Origin of the sequence: Nostoc sp. GT001 (genome assembly GCF_030382115.1) — a bacterium.
Lineage (GTDB): Bacteria > Cyanobacteriota > Cyanobacteriia > Cyanobacteriales > Nostocaceae > Nostoc.
The window spans coordinates 4,352,862-4,370,412 of the sequence record NZ_JAUDRJ010000003.1 but is presented as its reverse complement, the minus strand read 5'-3'; the positions used below and the strand labels follow the sequence as shown (position 1 = coordinate 4,370,412).

General features: G+C 41.3%; 16 protein-coding genes and 1 pseudogene. 6 read left to right on the top strand and 11 right to left on the bottom strand.

The window, feature by feature from the left end:
- Window positions 1–56: 56 nt before the first annotated feature.
- The 5 genes from QUD05_RS21405 to QUD05_RS21385 form a co-directional block, all read right to left on the bottom strand.
- The gene (locus tag QUD05_RS21405) at window positions 57–446 is read right to left on the bottom strand and encodes a nuclear transport factor 2 family protein (protein WP_289797826.1); all 390 of its coding nucleotides are present in this window, start codon (window positions 444–446) and stop codon (window positions 57–59) included.
- A 114-nt stretch (window positions 447–560) separates the two neighbouring features.
- Window positions 561–1,007, bottom strand: coding sequence for a hypothetical protein (locus tag QUD05_RS21400; protein WP_289797825.1), 447 nt, complete (start codon window positions 1,005–1,007; stop codon window positions 561–563).
- A gap of 81 nt (window positions 1,008–1,088) precedes the next feature.
- A complete protein-coding gene (locus QUD05_RS21395; RefSeq protein WP_289797824.1) occupies window positions 1,089–2,837 on the bottom strand; it encodes a thiamine pyrophosphate-binding protein in 1,749 nt (582 codons plus the stop codon).
- Complete coding sequence (locus QUD05_RS21390) at window positions 2,831–3,658, bottom strand: type 1 glutamine amidotransferase domain-containing protein (RefSeq protein WP_289797823.1); 828 nt, start codon at window positions 3,656–3,658, stop codon at window positions 2,831–2,833. Before QUD05_RS21390 ends, QUD05_RS21395 begins: the two co-directional genes overlap by 7 nt.
- Before the next feature lie 37 nt (window positions 3,659–3,695).
- Window positions 3,696–4,379: a DJ-1/PfpI family protein gene (locus QUD05_RS21385; RefSeq protein ID WP_289797822.1), complete on the bottom strand. Its 684-nt coding sequence runs from the start codon at window positions 4,377–4,379 to the stop codon at window positions 3,696–3,698.
- Between the two features lie 618 nt (window positions 4,380–4,997).
- Between QUD05_RS21385 and QUD05_RS21380 the strand changes: the two genes are divergently transcribed.
- A complete protein-coding gene (locus QUD05_RS21380) occupies window positions 4,998–6,131 on the top strand; it encodes a M24 family metallopeptidase (RefSeq protein ID WP_289797821.1) in 1,134 nt (377 codons plus the stop codon).
- Window positions 6,132–6,198: 67 nt separating this feature from the next.
- Here QUD05_RS21380 and malQ read toward each other — a convergent pair whose 3' ends face one another.
- Entirely contained in the window at window positions 6,199–7,710 is a 1,512-nt protein-coding gene (malQ, locus tag QUD05_RS21375) for a 4-alpha-glucanotransferase (RefSeq protein ID WP_289797820.1), read from the bottom strand.
- A 658-nt stretch (window positions 7,711–8,368) separates the two neighbouring features.
- On the opposite strand from malQ, the gene QUD05_RS21370 reads away from it, so the two are divergent.
- Window positions 8,369–9,439 (top strand): SMP-30/gluconolactonase/LRE family protein, encoded by a 1,071-nt coding sequence (locus tag QUD05_RS21370; RefSeq protein ID WP_289797819.1) that lies wholly within the window; start codon window positions 8,369–8,371, stop codon window positions 9,437–9,439.
- A gap of 31 nt (window positions 9,440–9,470) precedes the next feature.
- Here QUD05_RS21370 and QUD05_RS21365 read toward each other — a convergent pair whose 3' ends face one another.
- Window positions 9,471–10,901: an IS110 family RNA-guided transposase gene (locus QUD05_RS21365; protein ID WP_289794880.1), complete on the bottom strand. Its 1,431-nt coding sequence runs from the start codon at window positions 10,899–10,901 to the stop codon at window positions 9,471–9,473.
- Between the two features lie 350 nt (window positions 10,902–11,251).
- On the opposite strand from QUD05_RS21365, the gene QUD05_RS21360 reads away from it, so the two are divergent.
- A complete protein-coding gene (locus QUD05_RS21360; RefSeq protein ID WP_289797818.1) occupies window positions 11,252–11,722 on the top strand; it encodes a DUF1392 family protein in 471 nt (156 codons plus the stop codon).
- A gap of 98 nt (window positions 11,723–11,820) precedes the next feature.
- On the opposite strand, the gene QUD05_RS21355 is transcribed toward QUD05_RS21360, so the two are convergent.
- The 4 genes and pseudogenes from QUD05_RS21355 to QUD05_RS21345 form a co-directional block, all read right to left on the bottom strand.
- Window positions 11,821–12,291, bottom strand: coding sequence for an ankyrin repeat domain-containing protein (locus QUD05_RS21355; protein WP_289797817.1), 471 nt, complete (start codon window positions 12,289–12,291; stop codon window positions 11,821–11,823).
- Between the two features lie 749 nt (window positions 12,292–13,040).
- Window positions 13,041–13,160: pseudogene (locus QUD05_RS34135) on the bottom strand (catalase); the annotation flags it as partial.
- Between the two features lie 7 nt (window positions 13,161–13,167).
- Window positions 13,168–13,839: a helix-turn-helix domain-containing protein gene (locus tag QUD05_RS21350; RefSeq protein WP_289800038.1), complete on the bottom strand. Its 672-nt coding sequence runs from the start codon at window positions 13,837–13,839 to the stop codon at window positions 13,168–13,170.
- 180 nt (window positions 13,840–14,019) lie between these two features.
- The gene (locus QUD05_RS21345) at window positions 14,020–14,586 is read right to left on the bottom strand and encodes a hypothetical protein (protein WP_289797816.1); all 567 of its coding nucleotides are present in this window, start codon (window positions 14,584–14,586) and stop codon (window positions 14,020–14,022) included.
- A gap of 1,156 nt (window positions 14,587–15,742) precedes the next feature.
- Here QUD05_RS21345 and QUD05_RS21340 point away from each other — a divergent pair.
- From QUD05_RS21340 to QUD05_RS21330, 3 genes are all read left to right on the top strand, one after another.
- Window positions 15,743–15,871 carry a hypothetical protein gene (locus QUD05_RS21340; RefSeq protein ID WP_289797815.1) on the top strand — a complete coding sequence of 43 codons (129 nt, stop codon included), beginning with the start codon at window positions 15,743–15,745 and terminating at the stop codon, window positions 15,869–15,871.
- A gap of 264 nt (window positions 15,872–16,135) precedes the next feature.
- Complete coding sequence (locus QUD05_RS21335) at window positions 16,136–17,014, top strand: hypothetical protein (protein ID WP_289797814.1); 879 nt, start codon at window positions 16,136–16,138, stop codon at window positions 17,012–17,014.
- Window positions 17,015–17,105: 91 nt separating this feature from the next.
- A complete protein-coding gene (locus tag QUD05_RS21330; RefSeq protein WP_289797813.1) occupies window positions 17,106–17,546 on the top strand; it encodes a hypothetical protein in 441 nt (146 codons plus the stop codon).
- The last annotated feature ends 5 nt before the right edge of the window (window positions 17,547–17,551 follow it).

Genomic DNA, 17,551 nt, shown 5'->3' with positions numbered 1-17,551 from the left:
CTTCTTTGTATACGAGAGGACTTTCTTATTAACGTGAGTAAAAAAGCTGAAACTAACTAATGACGTAGTTTTTTGTAGGCTGTGTCAGAGGCGAAAGGAATAGTGTCATGAAAGTTCTGCATATAGACTATTTTGTTGTCTTGAAATCGACAAAAATTCGCACCCACAGCGTGAATTGGGACGCCAGTATCAGTGATGGCATCAATTACCCAAGCAGTACAAACTTCGTCACCTTCAACAATCATGTATGTTGGCTTGATTTCAAACTTGGAATAATGCTTTACCAAGTTGTTTGATAGAGTTCTCATGGACTCAATGCCTTCAAGATGACCCGCTAACTGCTCATCTACTATAATTTTGTCATCTAGTAAAGATAACCAAGTACTCCAGTCGCGTTCGGTACCAGATTTGTAGTAAGTGGTCATTAATTCTCTAATATTAGCCATAACTTCCTTCAAACCTCTTAAAAACAGTGTTGTTCAATTGATTGTGTTGCTTTGATTTTTGGGATTTACAACCAAAACCAATTTTTTGTGGATTATGGCTTTGATTGTTTATGTCTACTTAACTTCAGTAAAAGAATGAACAATGTATTTGGTAATAACGGGTTTACCAGTAGTAAGAGACTTTGTTAAAATCCAAGTTTGAGGAATACGAAAAGCCGATGATGTATTATCAGAATACTTGCTTGCTTTCCAGACAACTATGACATCAATTTTTGCGGCATCGGAAATTGTGATGTCAAATTTTTCAACTGTATGGTCTTGGTCATAATAGGTTTTACCAACAGCTTCATACCAGTTTCGGAAATCATCATGATTTTGGATTGTACTGTCAGGAAAAATCATTTCTAACAAAGTGTCTGAAACCATTGGCAAAAGTTCTTCTACATCTGCGTGGCGATTTAGCCTGTCATACCAAATTTTGCCGAATTGAATAAGTTCTTCTTGTGTTAGGGTTGTTTTTTGTCCAACACTATGATTGCGCTCTTGCGATTGAATAGCCATATATTGTTCCTTGTTTGATTTTCTGATTTACAAATTGCTTGGTTTACTGTTTATCAACTACTTAGCGAAAAAGTTAGTTCATTACTGCCCACACTTGACGCCAATATTTGTGCCGACAATTTCGTTTGTCAGTACCAAATCAATCAAAAATGGCCCATTGTGATCCAATGCTTTTTGGATAGCTGGGGCAATCTGATCTGGTTTCTCTACCCGAATAGCCTGAACCCCTAAAGACCTTGCTAATTCAGCGAAATCGATATTTGGGTTGCACAAGTTAAAAGAAGATGGGTAGTCGTGTTCTGGTATTTGTTGCTCGCCCCAATAGTGCAGAATATTGAGCTTGAGGATTTGATAGCTGTGATTATTACAGATGACAAATTTGGCATCTATATTGTGGTGGGCAGCTGTCCAGAGGGCTTGGATAGTATACATACTGCCGCCGTCACCCGTGAACGCAACTACGGTTTTATCTGGATGAGCCAGCTTAATACCGATCGCTCCGGGAATACCAACACCTAGCGAACCGCCTCGTGTTTGGTAATATTGTCCTAGTTTTGTCGGTGGTATATACCGACAAAGTTCGGGAGAATTGGTAATGGCTTCATCGAAAATAATGGCATCTGCTGGGAGATGGGCAGCTAATTCTTCTGCAAAACGAGTCATGTGCAGAGGTACTGAATCCCGAACCGCTTTATCAGCTTCCAATCGAGCCGCCGATTCCCGCTTCTTGTTTTCAGCTATCCGGCTAGCCCTAAGAGAAGCCTCTTGCTTCTGTTCAGGTGTCAAAGTTGACTCAAGAGCGATCGCTAATTTGCTCAGACTAGTTTTCGGATCGCCAAGCAGCCCCAGATCCACTGGAAAATTCTTCGCTATTTCGTAGGTATTCAAGTCAATGTGAATTACTTTCGCTGACGAAGCAAAAACTCCAGATAGTGCCGGAAATACCTCTGGAAAAACGTAGGTTCCAGTAATCAAGATTACGTCTGCTTGTGATGTAACGCGACGGCTATCATCCCCAAACATGTGACCTAACAACCCTCCGAACAGAGGATGTGTAGCACTCATGTTCGCTTCCGATGAATCTGCTCCCCAAACTTGTGCGCCGATGAGTTCGGCTACATTTGTCAACTCAGTTTGGGCATCGGAAAAAGCCACACCATCGCCCATAATAATTAGGGGATGTTTAGCAGTAGCTAATAAAGTTGCTGCTGTTGCCAGTTGATCGGGTTCGGGCGCAACCCGTGTCACTGGAAAAGAAGTTGGGACAACTTCTTCATAATTAGGAGCATCAAGGATATCCATCGGCAGGGAGACGAATACCGGCCCCATAGGCGGCGTAGCGGCTATTTTGATAGCTCGGCGTAGCACGCGTAACAAAGAAGAAGGATCTACTACCCTAGTTGACCATTTTGTTACAGGCTTGGCCATACTGACCAAATCTGCTGCCATTTGGGCATCCATCGCATCGTAGCAGATACCAGCTTCGCCAGCCAGTACTACTAATGGTGCATGACCACGCATGGCCTGATAAATCATCCCGATGCCATTGCCTAAACCGACTCCGCTATGGAGTTGCACAATAGTAGGCTTTTTGGTGGCGCGGGCATAGCCATCCCCTGCACCAACTGCTATTGTTTCTTGCAATGCAAAGATATACTCAAATTCTGGATAATAGTCTTTTAACGCATCTAGGAACCCCTGCTCAACGGTGCCAGGATTGCCAAACATGTAATTTATGCCATCTGCCAGAAGTTGTTCGATGATTGCAAAGCGACCATTTCGGTTAGCCATCAAAGGCTTATCGTTGCTCTGTTTGATCAAACTTACCATCCGTACCGCCTCAGTCCTTTATCCAGAACTTCCACTACCTTTTGACCAGTTGTATAAGAATCTGCGGTAGACCGACCTGTGATAAATGGATAATCAACAATTACGGAGATTTCTTTCCCAAAATTACCGTGATATGATCCATCTGGGCTGGTGGCATCTTGGAGAATATACTCTAGAGGATAGGGAGGTGGGCCCATGTTAATGTCTGCGCCGACAAATCCGGTGCCATCCTTGTAATCATATTCCTTGCAATGGCCTGTGACGTGCTTACCCCAAATAATGCTCTTGCGGTCTGCTAAGTCACGAGCAAAGGCGAGACAAGTTACACCGTAGCATTCTGCTGCGATCGCCTTACCCTTTCTGTAGAAACTCAGAATCAGGTCGTGAACCCGATGGTTATTTACTAAATCAACAATAGGGCCACTACCACCGACTATCAGTAGAGCATCGTATTGTTCCAAATCCTTCTGCACTTCATCGAGTGCATTGTTGTAAGCTTCCATTTCCCGAAGGAATTTTTCAGCACTCCAGTAAGGGCGATCGGGCAACCATTCTGAGAGGATGATTGGGTTGTCCAGTCGTGGGTTCTTAGGATCTTCCAAGCGCTTGACTTTTTCGGCCATCTCCTGGGAAACAACAGTTCGACCTAAAGGTGGGTCGATATAAGTAGGATCCATGCTGGGAGGAAGCGCTACTGGCCTTTTTCCTGTTGCAGTTGCAAAGTCAACCTGATAACCCGCAGCATCGAAAGTTTCTAAAGGTCCTACCAGTTCTTCACCCCAATAACCATATTCCGATAAAATTATGAGAATTTTTTTCACAAGATTGTCTCCTAGTCATGAATTAGTTTTGAGATAATTAGCTTGCAACTTTTAGTCTTGAAACAGAGGTAGTAGCCCTTCTGTTTGAGAAACGATTAGTGGCAATAGATAATTGCTGGATTTGTTCGGTAATCGCATCAATGAATGGTTCAACTTCATGTTTTGAGCGACCAGTAACAAGATCACCGTCCACCACCACACCTGTAGGCGATGTTGTATAAACTGCACCCGCATTGAGAATATCTGCAAGGACAACCTCATGGCAGATAACTTGTCGGTCTTTGAGTAATTCAGGTATTGGTGTCAGTATCCAAAGACCGTGGCAGAGTGCGCCTTTAATAATCCTGGGATTTGCCATTGCCTTGGCGTAAAACTGTACAGCAGGTGAAGTGCGAACTTGTTCAGCACTAATTGGCTGACCTATTGGTGGCTCAAAGTAACGCAGACGCACGCTAGTATAGTTAGCCGTCATAATTACAGCCGCATAGTCGTTAACATCTACGTTTTGAAAATCAATATTTACGTCTATCGTTCGAGGTGTATTGCCCGTATCTTCATCACTGAAAAAACGAACGCTCGGCTGATCCCAGAGCCTAGACATCAGATGTACCGTTGCTTGAAGTTCTGAGAAGCGTTTTTGATATGCTTCAATTTCTTCAGGGATGAACTCACTTTCTAGAAGAATTGCGATTTTTTTCCCACCAAGGGATCTAGGTATCATATTGGTTCAATATTCTTAAGGTCACTAGATTATTAAATTTGGAATGTACGTGACTTATTCTTAAGCCTTTAGCAAAAAGTTTATAGAGACTAAAACATAAATACAAGGGTGAATATTTTGCAGAAAGGTTACTTTTTTTATTGACTAAATTTTATGTAAATTTAAAAAAATAAAATAAAATTACAATGGTTTATTTTTCGCTATAAGGTTGTATTTTTTTGGTAATTACGGCTCGATAAATGCTCAGAATCACCCTAAGAATTCAGGAGTCAGAACTCAGGATTCAGAATAGTTAAAGAATCAGCAGAGCGTTTGATGAATAAATATACCAATCATTCTAGATTCCTGATAAATTCTGACTCCTGACTCACCTCGGCTACGCTCGGCGACCACCTGAGTGCTGAATTCTTACGAATCACCTTTATACTGCAAGTAATCATTCATAAATAATAAAATTTTAATACTTAAAAATAATAAGTTTACGACAATAAATAATCGTATTATATTTTTATCAATTCTGAGTTTTGACTTCTGATTGCGGAATTATGTGTAATCAGAAGTTTTCTCCCACTATCAATAATAATTGACAATTTTTCACAGACTTATCTTGACTTAACTATGAATTTAATCAACCAAGAAATTTATTACAAGCTGGAGCTAATGCGAAAGGCTCTGAGCGAAACTGGTGCAATGGGCGTGCGATTGCGCGGTTCAGATTGGTTCGCTTGGGCTACTGCTGGTGGTTCTAACACAGTGCTACTCGCTAGTGAGACTGGAGTAGCAGAAGTTTTGGTAACTGCTAAAGATGCCTGGATATTGACTGATGAGATTGAAGCTCAACGCTTACAGGATGAAGAACTTCCGGGTAGAGATGAGTCGTCAGATCGTCTTTACAAACTGCACATTAATCCTTGGGCTGATAAGGTTGCCCGCGAGTCTTTCGTGCGTGAGGGTACAAACGGGGGAAAGATTTTGAGTGACATTCCCACCACCCATGAAAGTTCATTACCTGTGTCACTCATAAATCAGAAGCGGGTGATTCTGCCAACAGAACTGGAGCGCTATCGGCGAGTGGGGCGTTTAGCAAGTGAAGCAATGACCGAAGTACTTTTGAAAGCCCAGCCTACCTGGACAGAGTACCAACTGGCCGGAGCAGGTGCAGAGGCGTTGTGGTCAAGAGGGCTACATCCAGCTTTGACGCTAGTCGCTGGAGAAAGGCGTCTGCCGCTATACCGTCATACCACGCCCAAACAAGAGGCGTTGGGAGGTGCAGCAATGCTGGTTTTTTGTGCGCGGGGATACGGTCTATATGCAAACCTGACAAGATTCGTCTTTTTTGGTTTGGGACATGAGAATGCAGAGACACGAAATTTCGCATCTCTGCATTCTCATGTCCATAAGATTGAAGCTGAAGCTTTGAACTTGTGTGTTCCTGGCACGCCTATCAACGCAATTTATGACGCGCTTGGTAAGGCTTATGAGCAGCATGGTTATCCCGAAGCAATTCGCCAACATCACCAAGGAGGAACCACTGGCTATTTATCTCGTGAAATCATCGCTAATCCAACCACGAGCGAAAATTTAGTGGAAAACACGGCTGTAGCCTGGAACCCAAGTTTACCAGGAGCAAAGGTTGAAGATACTTTCATTATCCAGAAGGATGGAGGGCTAGAAAACCTGACTTTCGATCCAAAGTGGCCAAGCGTGAAAGTTGAAGGACGCGATCGCCCCTTGCCATTAGAAATTGACTAAAATTAAGCCAGCCGCAAGCCTCTTGATGTGGTGTATCAATGGGTATTGCGGCTAGTTCGTTCTAATTTTATTGGTGGTAAATCGCCCGTCCATAAGTTTTAGTCATTGCTTTGAGGCGATCGCTAATCTCTGGCGTTAAAGCTGCGGACTGATATCGCCAACCCCAACCCCCTACATTTTTGCCAGGAAAGTTCATCCTAGCTTCGGTACCTAATCCCAAAACATCCTGTAGAGGAATAATCGCCTGATTAGCTACAGAACTTAGTGCCAATCGAATCAAATCCCAGTGGATTCCAGACTCACTCTGACAACCTAAATAACCTAAGACTTGTTCTTTTTCTGGGGGTAACAATTGATTGAACCAGCCAACTGTCGTGTCATTGTCATGAGTACCCGTGTACACAATACAATTAGACTGATAATTGAACGGTAAGAAACGTTTTTCAGCTTGTGAACCATCGCCAAAAGCAAACTGTAAAATTTTCATGCCGGGAAATTCAAATCTGTCTCGCAGAGCATATACCTCTGGTGAAATTTCTCCCAAATCCTCGGCGATGATTGGCAGATTACCTAACTTCTGTTTGAGTACCTCAAAGAAAGCCTCTCCTGGAGCTTCAATCCACCTACCATTCATAGCAGTTGTTTCGCCCTGCTTTACAGCCCAGTAAGCTTGAAACCCGCGAAAGTGATCGATGCGAATCAAGTCTACATAGTTAAGCATGGACTGGAAGCGTTGCACCCACCATTTGAAATTCTCCTGCTGTAGCCGCACCCAGTTATAGATCGGGTTCCCCCAAAGCTGTCCAGTCGCGCTGAAGTAATCTGGTGGTGTTCCTGCCATTAGTGCTGGCTCACCTGTCTGTTCATCAAGGCAAAAGTTACCGGGATTAGCCCAAACGTCAGCGCTATCGTGAGCCACATAAATTGCGATATCTCCTAGTATCTGAATCCCACGCTGGTTAGCGTAGCGCTTTAGTTGTAACCACTGCGAGAAAAACTCAAACTGTAGATATTTATGGTAAAAAACTTCATCTGCAAGTCGCTGCTGCCATTGCTCGATCGCTTCTGGTTTGCGTTGAGCGATCGCCATCTCCCAAGTATTCCAACTAGCGCCGTTATGGGCATCCTTAAGCGCCATAAACAAGGCATAATCATCTAGCCAGTAAGCCTGACTCTGACAAAACTCCTGAAATTCCTCTTGCTGACTTGATTTTGCACTAGTTTTGAAGTTTTTGCAGGCTTTTTGCAGGATTGGTATCTTGGTTTGGATAACCTGGGAATAATCTACTCTTTCAGTGGAAAACTTTGGTAAATTTGTGAAATCTTCAGCCAACAAGCCCTTTTTTTGCAGCAGTTCTGGGCTGATTAACAGGTGATTTCCGGCGATCGCTGAATAAGAAGCATAAGGAGAATTACTATCTCCGGTAGGCCCCAATGGTAATATCTGCCAAAGCTGTTGCTGACTTTCTACTAAAAAATCAACAAAGCGATAAGCTTCCGATCCGAAGTCACCAATACCAAACTGACTAGGAAAAGAAGTAGGGTGTAGCAAAATCCCGCTAGATCTGGGAAAAGGCATAATAAACCTCTATCTTAAGAAATGGGAATAAAACATAAGATTAAGATGCATAAAACATAGATGCAAAGGTTAATTTTTCGTAAAAAGTTTGTATTATTTGGCTCTCTTTTTTTAATTAGGCTTTCACTAAAAAATAATTACCATAAATACCAAACTTTTTAATTTTTGCCAAACAAAATAGATTGATCAATGCATAACTATATCACTATCAAAATAAGACTACACTATCTCATACCTCATTTCTGATTTAGAGAGAATGAAATGGAAATAAAAATCGGTAAAATCAAAAAAGTGCAACCTTTTACCAAAATTATAGCCATTGTATTTATGTTGGATATTTTATAAATTATTTTATGGTTATAGGATATTTTAAATTTTTTATGCTCTTTTGTTTAGCAGATATAAGTATTTAAGTACATGGCTAAAACCTTTATTTGTAGTCGAAATAAACCTAAGCAAAAACAGTAAATTTATATCTTATAAACTTTTAAAGCATCCTCTTAGGTTATATTTGATGCAAGCAAAATTTTAATGTTAATACATTTTTTGGTAATAAAATATTCTTCTGAAATCAAATACTTAGTAACTTGAATTTCCTTGTAAATTTACCCGCGATCTGTTTCTTAAAACAACCACAAAAAAAAGAGGTTTTTCTCTGATGCGGAAATTTTATTTGATGGTTTTCAGCTATGCACAAATTTTGCTACTGGCTTCTTGCCGTTATACTTCCAATAACGCCACATCTACCTCTGCACAGGCGCTAACGCAGTTAACAAATAGCACTGTAGCTGCTACGTTATCTCAAGTAATACTGCCGCCAGCATATCTCATTTCACCAATGAAGGTTTTGCAGAGTGAAAAATACTCTGAGGGAATTGTCTTAGACGCTAAGGGCAACCTCTACTTCTCTCAAACTAAAGCTGGGACAATCACAGTTGTAACTCCTGAAGGCTTCACTAAAATCTGGGCTAAAGTCCCAGGTGCTAATGGTCACAAGATCCTGCCCAATGGCACTCATGTTGTCGCTGCCAAAAACTCGGTAGTACAGCTAGATGCTGATGGCAAGCTCCTGAAAGTGATTGCGAAGGAATTTAATGGCAAGCCCCTGGAGTATCCCAATGACATTACTATTGATTCACCAGCAGGAAGTTTTTACTTCACTGACTCCGGTAACTCAAACCCCCAGACCTCAAACGGCGCAGTTTACTATGTGGATTCTACAGGAAAAATTAACTTAGTTGTTACTGGATTGGCTTTTGCCAATGGCATTGTCCTCACTCCAGATCGCAAGCGGTTGTTTGTTAGCGAGAGCAATAAGAATCAAATCTTGGTCTATGACATAGTGTCACCAGGAAAAGTGTCTTCGCAGAAAGTGTTTGCTCAACTCCCTGTCAAACAGGGAGAGCAAATCGACAATAAGCCTGACGGTATATCCCTAGATGCGATGGGTAATCTTTATGTCGCTCACTATGGCATGGGTCAAGTGCAGGTTCTCAATCCTGAGGGTAAGCTGATCCGTCGATATTCAACTGGTAATCTCACCACCAGCAACTGCGCTTTTGCAGGCCCAAAGCTCGACCAGCTATTCGTAACTGGCGGTATAAAAACAGAAGACGGTTATGGAGGGATATTCCGCTTGGATATTGGCGTACTCGGATTAGATATCCGCCAAATGGGAACAGATCCTCGTTACAAAAAAGACGGCAGCATTCCTAGTTTGCCAAAGTAATCCCTCTCTGAAGAAACACTTTGCGTAAAGCTTATGTAGCAAGGGTAGGAGAGGATAGAGTATTTTGCTGCTCTGGAGAAATTGGGACAATTTCAAGACCAAGAGCATGAGCTTTGTTCCTGAGATTTTTGAGAATCAGTTCCTGATATTTTTGCTCATAGTAGTCCATACCAGGGTCGGTATATTGCCCAGCAGTCGCCCACATTTGGTAAAACAAGCGTGCCAATTTATGGGCAGTAGCGGTGATGGCTTTTGGAGCACCCAAGCGCGATCGTAAACGCCTGTAAAAAGCACCCAAAGCAGAACGGCTTTGAGTTAGAGAAAAAGCAGCCATCCGAAAAGCCGAAGCTGCACGATTAACAACTCGACGAGTCTGAGAACTTTTGACTTTACCACCAGTAATTTTTTGACCAGGGCATAAACCCAACCATGAGGTAAAGTGCTTAACAGTGGGAAATCGTTTGGGGTCTAATCCAACTTCTGAGAAAATGGTTTGCACAGTCAAAACATCAAGGCCATCAATCAGGGTAAAATCTACGCCAGAAATGTGATAAAGATATTTACGTAAATCAAAATTGGGATTATTGCCTACGGGCTTTTTTCTGCGTTTTCGCTTGCTGGGAGGTGGTTCATCCTGTACTTTAATTTCAAACGTATTTAAACATTTTTCAATTTCTTTATCTATGGCAGCTATCTGTTGTTGATAAACCTCATAAAGGGTTAACTCTTGATTGAGGACAAACAAATGTTCTGGACGATAGTCTCCAGTTAGGGCTTTAGCAATGTCTGTTTTACTACTTTTAATTCTAGGGTCTTTGAGGGCAGCTAACTTTTGTGGGTCTCGTTCACTAGCGACAATTGCCTTAATAATTGTCATTCCAGTTAAACCACTAATATCGCTAATCACTTGATGTAAATGTAGATTCATTTGAATCAGTGCTTTTTGCATTCTTTGCAAATGAGTTCCAGCACTTTTAATCAAGCATTCTCTTTGGCGAATATAACTACGTAAGATACAAACTTGATCTTCTGGGCGGAAAGAGCCAGACAATAGCCCATAGGTGTGTAACTGTTGTAACCATTGACAGTCTTTGACATCTGTTTTACGTCCTGGCACTGTTTTCAAATGGTGAGCATTTACCAGTTTGACCTCAAACCCTCTGGTTTCCAAAATTTGGAACACCGGAATCCAATATACTCCTGTTGCCTCCATTGCTACAGATGTTACGCCACATTGACTCAACCAATCAGCCATTGCCATCAAATCTGGGGTAAAACATCCAAATCGCCGCACATTTTTCTCGTCTCTCAGAGGCGGAACACACACCCAATGTTCTGCACTACCCAAGTCAATTCCTGCCGCATTCTCATTTATTTGCGCTAAATGTGAAGCATTAGATGACTCTAGCCTTTGTTCTTGACCACTAAATGGATTTTGATCTTGGTTTATTGGCAATTTCATCTTGGCACCCCAGTTTGATCATTCCAATATGTCCTGACCTGGGTTGGTTATATGTAGATAATCTCTGAAACGGGATAGGAAAATTTTCCTTCACCAATGCCATAACCATTCAACCCAGAACCATGCTTTCAATCAGGCTTTTTTTAATACACTATTGTGGGTACGGTTTTAACTGTCAGGATACTTATAAATGTATCTGGTATTTCGCCCATGCGCCCATGCTTATTGTTTCTTTCATCCATAACGGGCGGAAAACGCCGCCAGTGCGGTGCTTTCAAGAAGCACATTCGGTGGAATTAAGTTCTGGTTGATTATTTGTGCAATCTATTGTCCAATCAGGAGGCATTTGCATGATTAACCTTGTCCACACTTTAGAAACCTGCTGGTATCTTTCGTCACCTTGGGGCAAAGAAATTTTACCCCTAGAAGTATGCCTGCTGGAGAGAGTCTACCTCTCCACCATCAAATCATTCGGCTACTGCTGCGGGGTGGAATGGTCAGATCAAGGCTGGAGTTACAAGATTGCCTGCGACAACAATAATATAACTGTTTTGGGACGTGAAATTATTGGCACGGGCGAACTCCTTGCACTGACTTTTGAAAAACCTGTTTTCAGACTCGGTGAAACCGTCGAGTTCCGGTTTCATGGCGACGGGCTCGAGCTTCGGATTGTCCAGGGCATTCAACTGATTTGCGATTCTTGGTTTTACTGCATCGAATGGATGTCGCCAAGGATATCTGATAAAGGGGATGAGGTTTTCACCTCCAGAGATTCCATCGCACGAGTGACTGACTATGATTTGGAGAGGGTACGAGTATGAGCAATAGACCTGCCTTATTTTTATTTTCAAGGCAGGTCTAGTATTTAGGTAACGCAAGTAGGAATTAATAAATTTGAGATTCAAGCACAGTCAAGTTCCTACCCAGAAAGCATGGCAACAATCTCTTTTAGCCCACTTTTCTTGGCAATGTCTAAAGGAGTGTCTCCGTTCTTACCTTTGATATCTAAGCGAGCACCTGCGTTTAGCAGGAGCCTGACTCCTTCAATATTGTTCTGCCAAACTGCATCGTGTAGGGCAGTATATCCGTTATAAGGACCCTGAACATCTATATTAATCCCATATTGAATCAGAATTTTCATTACCTCTGGATGTCTCAAATAGGCAGAGGCATGGAGTGCAGTGGCCTTCATATTTGAGTCAACCGCGTGAATATCAGCACCAGCGTCAAGGAGTAGTTTCACCATTTCTGATTGGCCGTTAGCAGAACTGACGAGCAAGAGGCTATTTCCACTGCTGTCTGTTTGGTTAACATTTACGCCAGTTTCAATGAATTTTTTAGCGTCTTTAAGGTTGTTATTGATGACCGCAGCAACTAAATTAATATTCATATTTGTAAGATGAAAAAGTTAAAGCCTGTTTATATGGTCAATTTTTATTTTGCAAGTTTCTATTATTTTAGCCATGCTTAGTATTGCTGCTAGAACGATTGGAAAACCTCCTGAAGCGTGCTTGTACTACTTCCTTTTTCTCCAATTTGATAAAGTTCATTAAGCTTTCAGCTTTTTCTTGAGTTGAACTTTCTAATTTCAGCAAAGGCATTTCCAGCCAGCAGCTTCGGCAGAACCAGTATACCTGGTTATTACTAATGTGTTGTAGAAGTAGGTGGGAGCAGAAAGGACAATTTTTCATATGATCTGCTGGTTGAGAGTTGACTTTTGACTGCTGATTGCTCTCAAGCTTTGATTAGTCAGGAACTGCATCTGACGATCAATAGACTTATTGCAGAGCTTGGGAAAGGATCAAGATTAAAGATTCAAGGAAAATTCAGTCTCTTTAACCGTTTTTTATTCTCCTGTTCCTAACTGTTGCAAAAGATAATTTTGCAGGAGGCTAATAACCCAATGGGGCATTACTGAATTCAAGTATAAAATTTAAAAGTTCGGTATTTTCAACTATTTCATTTGCGTCTTTGCAATAAACTAAATTCATACTCAAAATCAGCAACGTCTCAGCGTGAGCAATTACTCCCTTGCTGCTACTACCGTTATCATCAATCGCATCAAATCATCCCGCTGATAATTTATTGCCTTTTGTGCGTGAGGATAGTTAGTTGATCGGTAATAGCTCGTAATTACCTTCCGTAGCCATTCATATGCCGATAAGACTTCGGAGTACCCCGATTTGAGTACAGAATTGTCACCTGATGGGTAGATTCTGGTGTAAGGAAGAGGAAATTCCAAACCATGTTTGTATCTTTAATGATTTCAACACGATTCGCAATTTGAAACTAAGGTTATGTGTATCAAACCATTGTCTATTTTTGCAACCGAACCATTTTCGCTTTTTAACATAAGTACTTCATTAGCAACAGTACTCTTATTAAAAATTTCAGCAATTTCTTGGATACAGGCTTGCAACCGTTGAGCTTCTGCAAAAGTTACAGTTGTGGGTTCCTGGTTGATTAATTCGCTTGAGTGTGCCTTTTGTGGGACTCTTTGCCAACATGGGATGCTCTTACTCCGATGCGACCTTCGCCATGTTTGCGGGGTTGTATTGTGGAGGCGGAGAAATTGGCGACCGAAATGGCGTCTATCTAGATAGCCCACAGCTTCAGCAATCTGCTCTACCGACTGGTCTGTTTCGATAAGCAGACGGCGTGCCTCTACCATACGACGCTCAACAATCCAACAGAGTACGGTTTTTCCAGTCTCTCGCCGTACAAGATCGGTGAGGTAGGCAGGGGATCGATTGACCGCCTCAGCCACCTCTCTAAGACTAATTGAATTATGATAATTTGTCTCAATAAATCGAAAAACATGGCTTAACAAAGGTTGGGACTGAAGCAAGAACTTTTCAAAACTTGTCAGTATCGCCGTATTAATAGCGATGTTAACGTTATAAGAGTCAATGCCATTTAATAAATAATTAGAGTTCATCACTTTAGCCTCATTCATTGCATTAAATACACTTGGATTTCATCTCATCTGAACTAGAGTAGAATCTAAATATTTCTCATTTATGTTATGTTAACTTTCAGTTAGCCTCCAGAAAATAATTCCTTTAATGTTATAGTTTCTCTTCCTTTATTTATAGATATCCTTTGATAACTAGTTTGGTCAACGCCTGATCCAATACAGCAATTCATCAGAGGCAGAAACGTCGCGATAAAAGCTAAGTTGCTCGCATTTTAAGTAGCACGAACCGCGATGTCCTCGTCGAAGCAAAGTTTCGTTTCCTTTGGCAATGACTTCGTTCGTTTCATCATCAAAACAATTCCATTCTGAGTAAATAACTTCACCATTGAACATAATAATTGGCCAAGCTATTGTTACACTTGGTTGAGCAAGAATTGCCCAACGATTTACTTCTCTATTTGTTGCTGCGGTTCTGCCATAAAAAGGTCCATCAGCACAAAAATATACAAGATTATTGGCATACTCACCTGCTAAAATGTCCCCCCGTCCTTGTCGTAGCGCTTCACAGTGGGTTGACCACCAATGTTTATTTTCCTGTTCTACTTGCTCTAAACTGTATTCTAGAGTTATTTCAGGTAAGGTATCATTACGTAAGGAAAGATATGTCTCTGCGTCTTTGAGTAGTTTTACTGCTAGTTCATTAGAAACTCGTTCAGGCTTGGAGTAATCTATTAACATATCATTGTAGTAGTTGGTTCGCTTCGTCATTTCAAGCCTCTACAATCTTTAAGCAATTTTCTCTGTGTATGCTTTTAATCCTGAATGCCTATAATCACTATATGCTGTAAAAAAACTAAGTTTCTGCTAAGGGTATGATCTTTACAAAAAGAAATCGGAAAGCAAAACCGTTGTTGTCCAGAATGTGTACATATAGCAGCCGCGGAAATTAGAGGGGAAAGCCCCCGGTGCATGAATCGGGGGATATAACCTGGTAAGTTAGTGTTAGGAGGCCTTGAGAGTGAGTAATTCTCTCAAAGGCTTTGCGTATAATTATCTATTTCAACACTGCTTTTAGCCAGTTAAGATAGAAAACTTAAGCGGAAAAGTTTGTGTTTTTAATTTGGATTTTAGGCAAAGTTCCAACGGAAGCGGTTTTTCACCAACAGTAAATGTAAATAACAGGTTTTGCTAACTTTGCTAAAATTTGCATTTTGTACCATTCTCAAGCAATTGGTTATTGAAGTAATTTGCACAGGTATAATCTCTAAATTTCTTGCTAATAGGGTTGAAAATTACTAACACTCGCCTAAAAAACAGAAATGTTTCTTTACATCCCTTACTGGGCAGGCGATCGCCTGTAAACAGCTTTTATTACTCTCATGAGAGTATAATCAATCTACTATTTGTTTAACTCATCAAGGGTATTTGATTGGGTTCAAGAATGGCTATTTCCACTTTTACAGATGTGCATTTTTGAAAACTGGAATCGTGCTATTGCTTATGTATCAAGCTTTTTAGGCTAAATAGTACATTTATCTGTGCAATTTTAAATTTGAAGAAGAGAATGTCACAGGAAATAAAGAACTTATCTTTATCTTAAGTTTCTTATCTTGAGTTGCAAAAGTTTTGTAAAGTTAGCAAACTTAACTGCAACAGACATCAGTCAACCAACCACATAAATGAGGGTGCGTAAGATGAGCAATTACCAATGCTGCGAAACTTTAGATTCGTATACATTGCCTCTGGACTAACTCCTTCGGTTGCACATTGAGTCTGCTACCGAACGGTTTTGACTACCAACAAGGCACTTTTGCAGGATACGAGATGCAGGAAGATACATAAGTCCTAATGGTATGGAATTTTTTCGCCATCTAAGTCATCTTTAACTACCTCTTTTTTTGCGAATGTCCAGCGAAACTCACAATTGGACATTGCATTTCTCAAAGAAAGTCAGCAAACTGCCCATGTCTTGGTAGCCAAGGCGGTGGTCAAGACGCTGGAAGACATAGAAATGCAATATGCATTTGGTATTTCGATAGGTGCGATGGCGTAACCGCCCGCCGTAGGCGATCGCATTCCTTTAGCATTCCAATAGCACAAGCTGTAACACAGTTCAATTTAGTTACTCAATTGACGATTTTTTGGAATTGTCGCTTAATAACGCCTCAAATAGCTTAACTGATTGTCATGTCTAGATTTTAACCATCGGACGAAATGCTTGCTGTGCTGAATTTGATGAGTGATTTAGCAACAACTCTATTATTGCCACGAGTGACTTCCCCCAATTCTGTAGCAACCGTAACTGAGGAAACAAGCTATGCGTAATGACTTTTTAATTAAAACTGATTCAGCGTGTTTCGTACCTGACAAAACAACGATCAAGACTGCTAACTATACTCAAAGGCATCGACCCGGTTTTACAAAAAGTGGCGATCGCTTTGCCTCAAATATGAGTCATGCACAGAAGATAGCTCAAACTCAGAAGCTTTTAGATAGAGCGATCGCCTATGCTTGGCACACAGTCAAGAGCGATCGTAGACCACCAAAACTGACCCGCACGCGTTGGGTATGGCAACTCGCAGCTTCTTACCATCTAACTCACACCTACCCTCAACTGATAGAAAAAGCTTCTTGGCGCTTTGCTGCATTTGGTCGGAACAATTTGGCACAGTGGGCTGCACAAAAAGCCAGAGAAGAAAGGGGTCACGACCGACTTGCCCTACTCGATATTCAGTCGATGGGATACAAAGCTGAGGCTGTAGTGGAAGCACTCATTCCCCACAGTGCAACGGTATTAGGGAATTATTTAGCTCAGAGTGTACATACTCCAGATCCAATAGGTTGCGTTGGCTATTCCTATACGCTGGAACGGATAGCGACAGGCATTAAAGAAAAGCATATTCACTCGGTTGAGGCTTTGCTGCCACCAGGTATCTGTGCTACCCGGTGTCTGCGTGTACACAGTAGTATCGGTGGTGATGTCGAGCATGTGAAGGAGACGGTTGAGATGGTTGCAGAACTTACTCATAAGGAGCGCATCGGTGTAGCGATCGCCTGCTACGAAACTGCATTACTGTATTTCAACCCTCTTGCGGAAGATGATATTTCAGAGGAGGAACTGAAATATGCATTGAGACCGCTAGAGTCACCTACACATATACAAGGAAAAGTTTACATTCACTCGCTCACCCGATAGAGTCAGTCAGTCCAGTCTTTCCAATGCTCCCCTAACTTTACTGTCCAAAATAGTTGATTTACTCTCAATAATTTCACTGAGGATGCTATCCATGTTATCAACCAAATTGTTTACTTACATTGCCTCTACTTTGTTGGCCAATACGTTAATTGTTGAATTATTGCCACCAGTATATGCTAAGTCAGTTGAGCCTATTAAATCTATAAATCCTGTAGAGAAGTTAGCGCTCAATCCATCATTTCCAATTTGTGCATATAACACCTTGCTGCAAGGTAATGGTGTGGAAACTTACTCGATCCAGTCCAATAAAGGCGAAGTGATTCCATCTCCCTTTAATTCTAACGGTTCGGGTTTAACGACCACCACAACAATTACAGATATCGGGCAGCGATTTTTGATTCAAGATTTTGATAATAGACTTCTTGAGAACGATATCGAAGTTTTAAATGGCATTGAACTTGACCTAGATAGTATTTTAGATACTGAGTTTGAACAAAAAGGGGCTATCCTAATATCAAAGTGCTGCTTGTAGTCTGA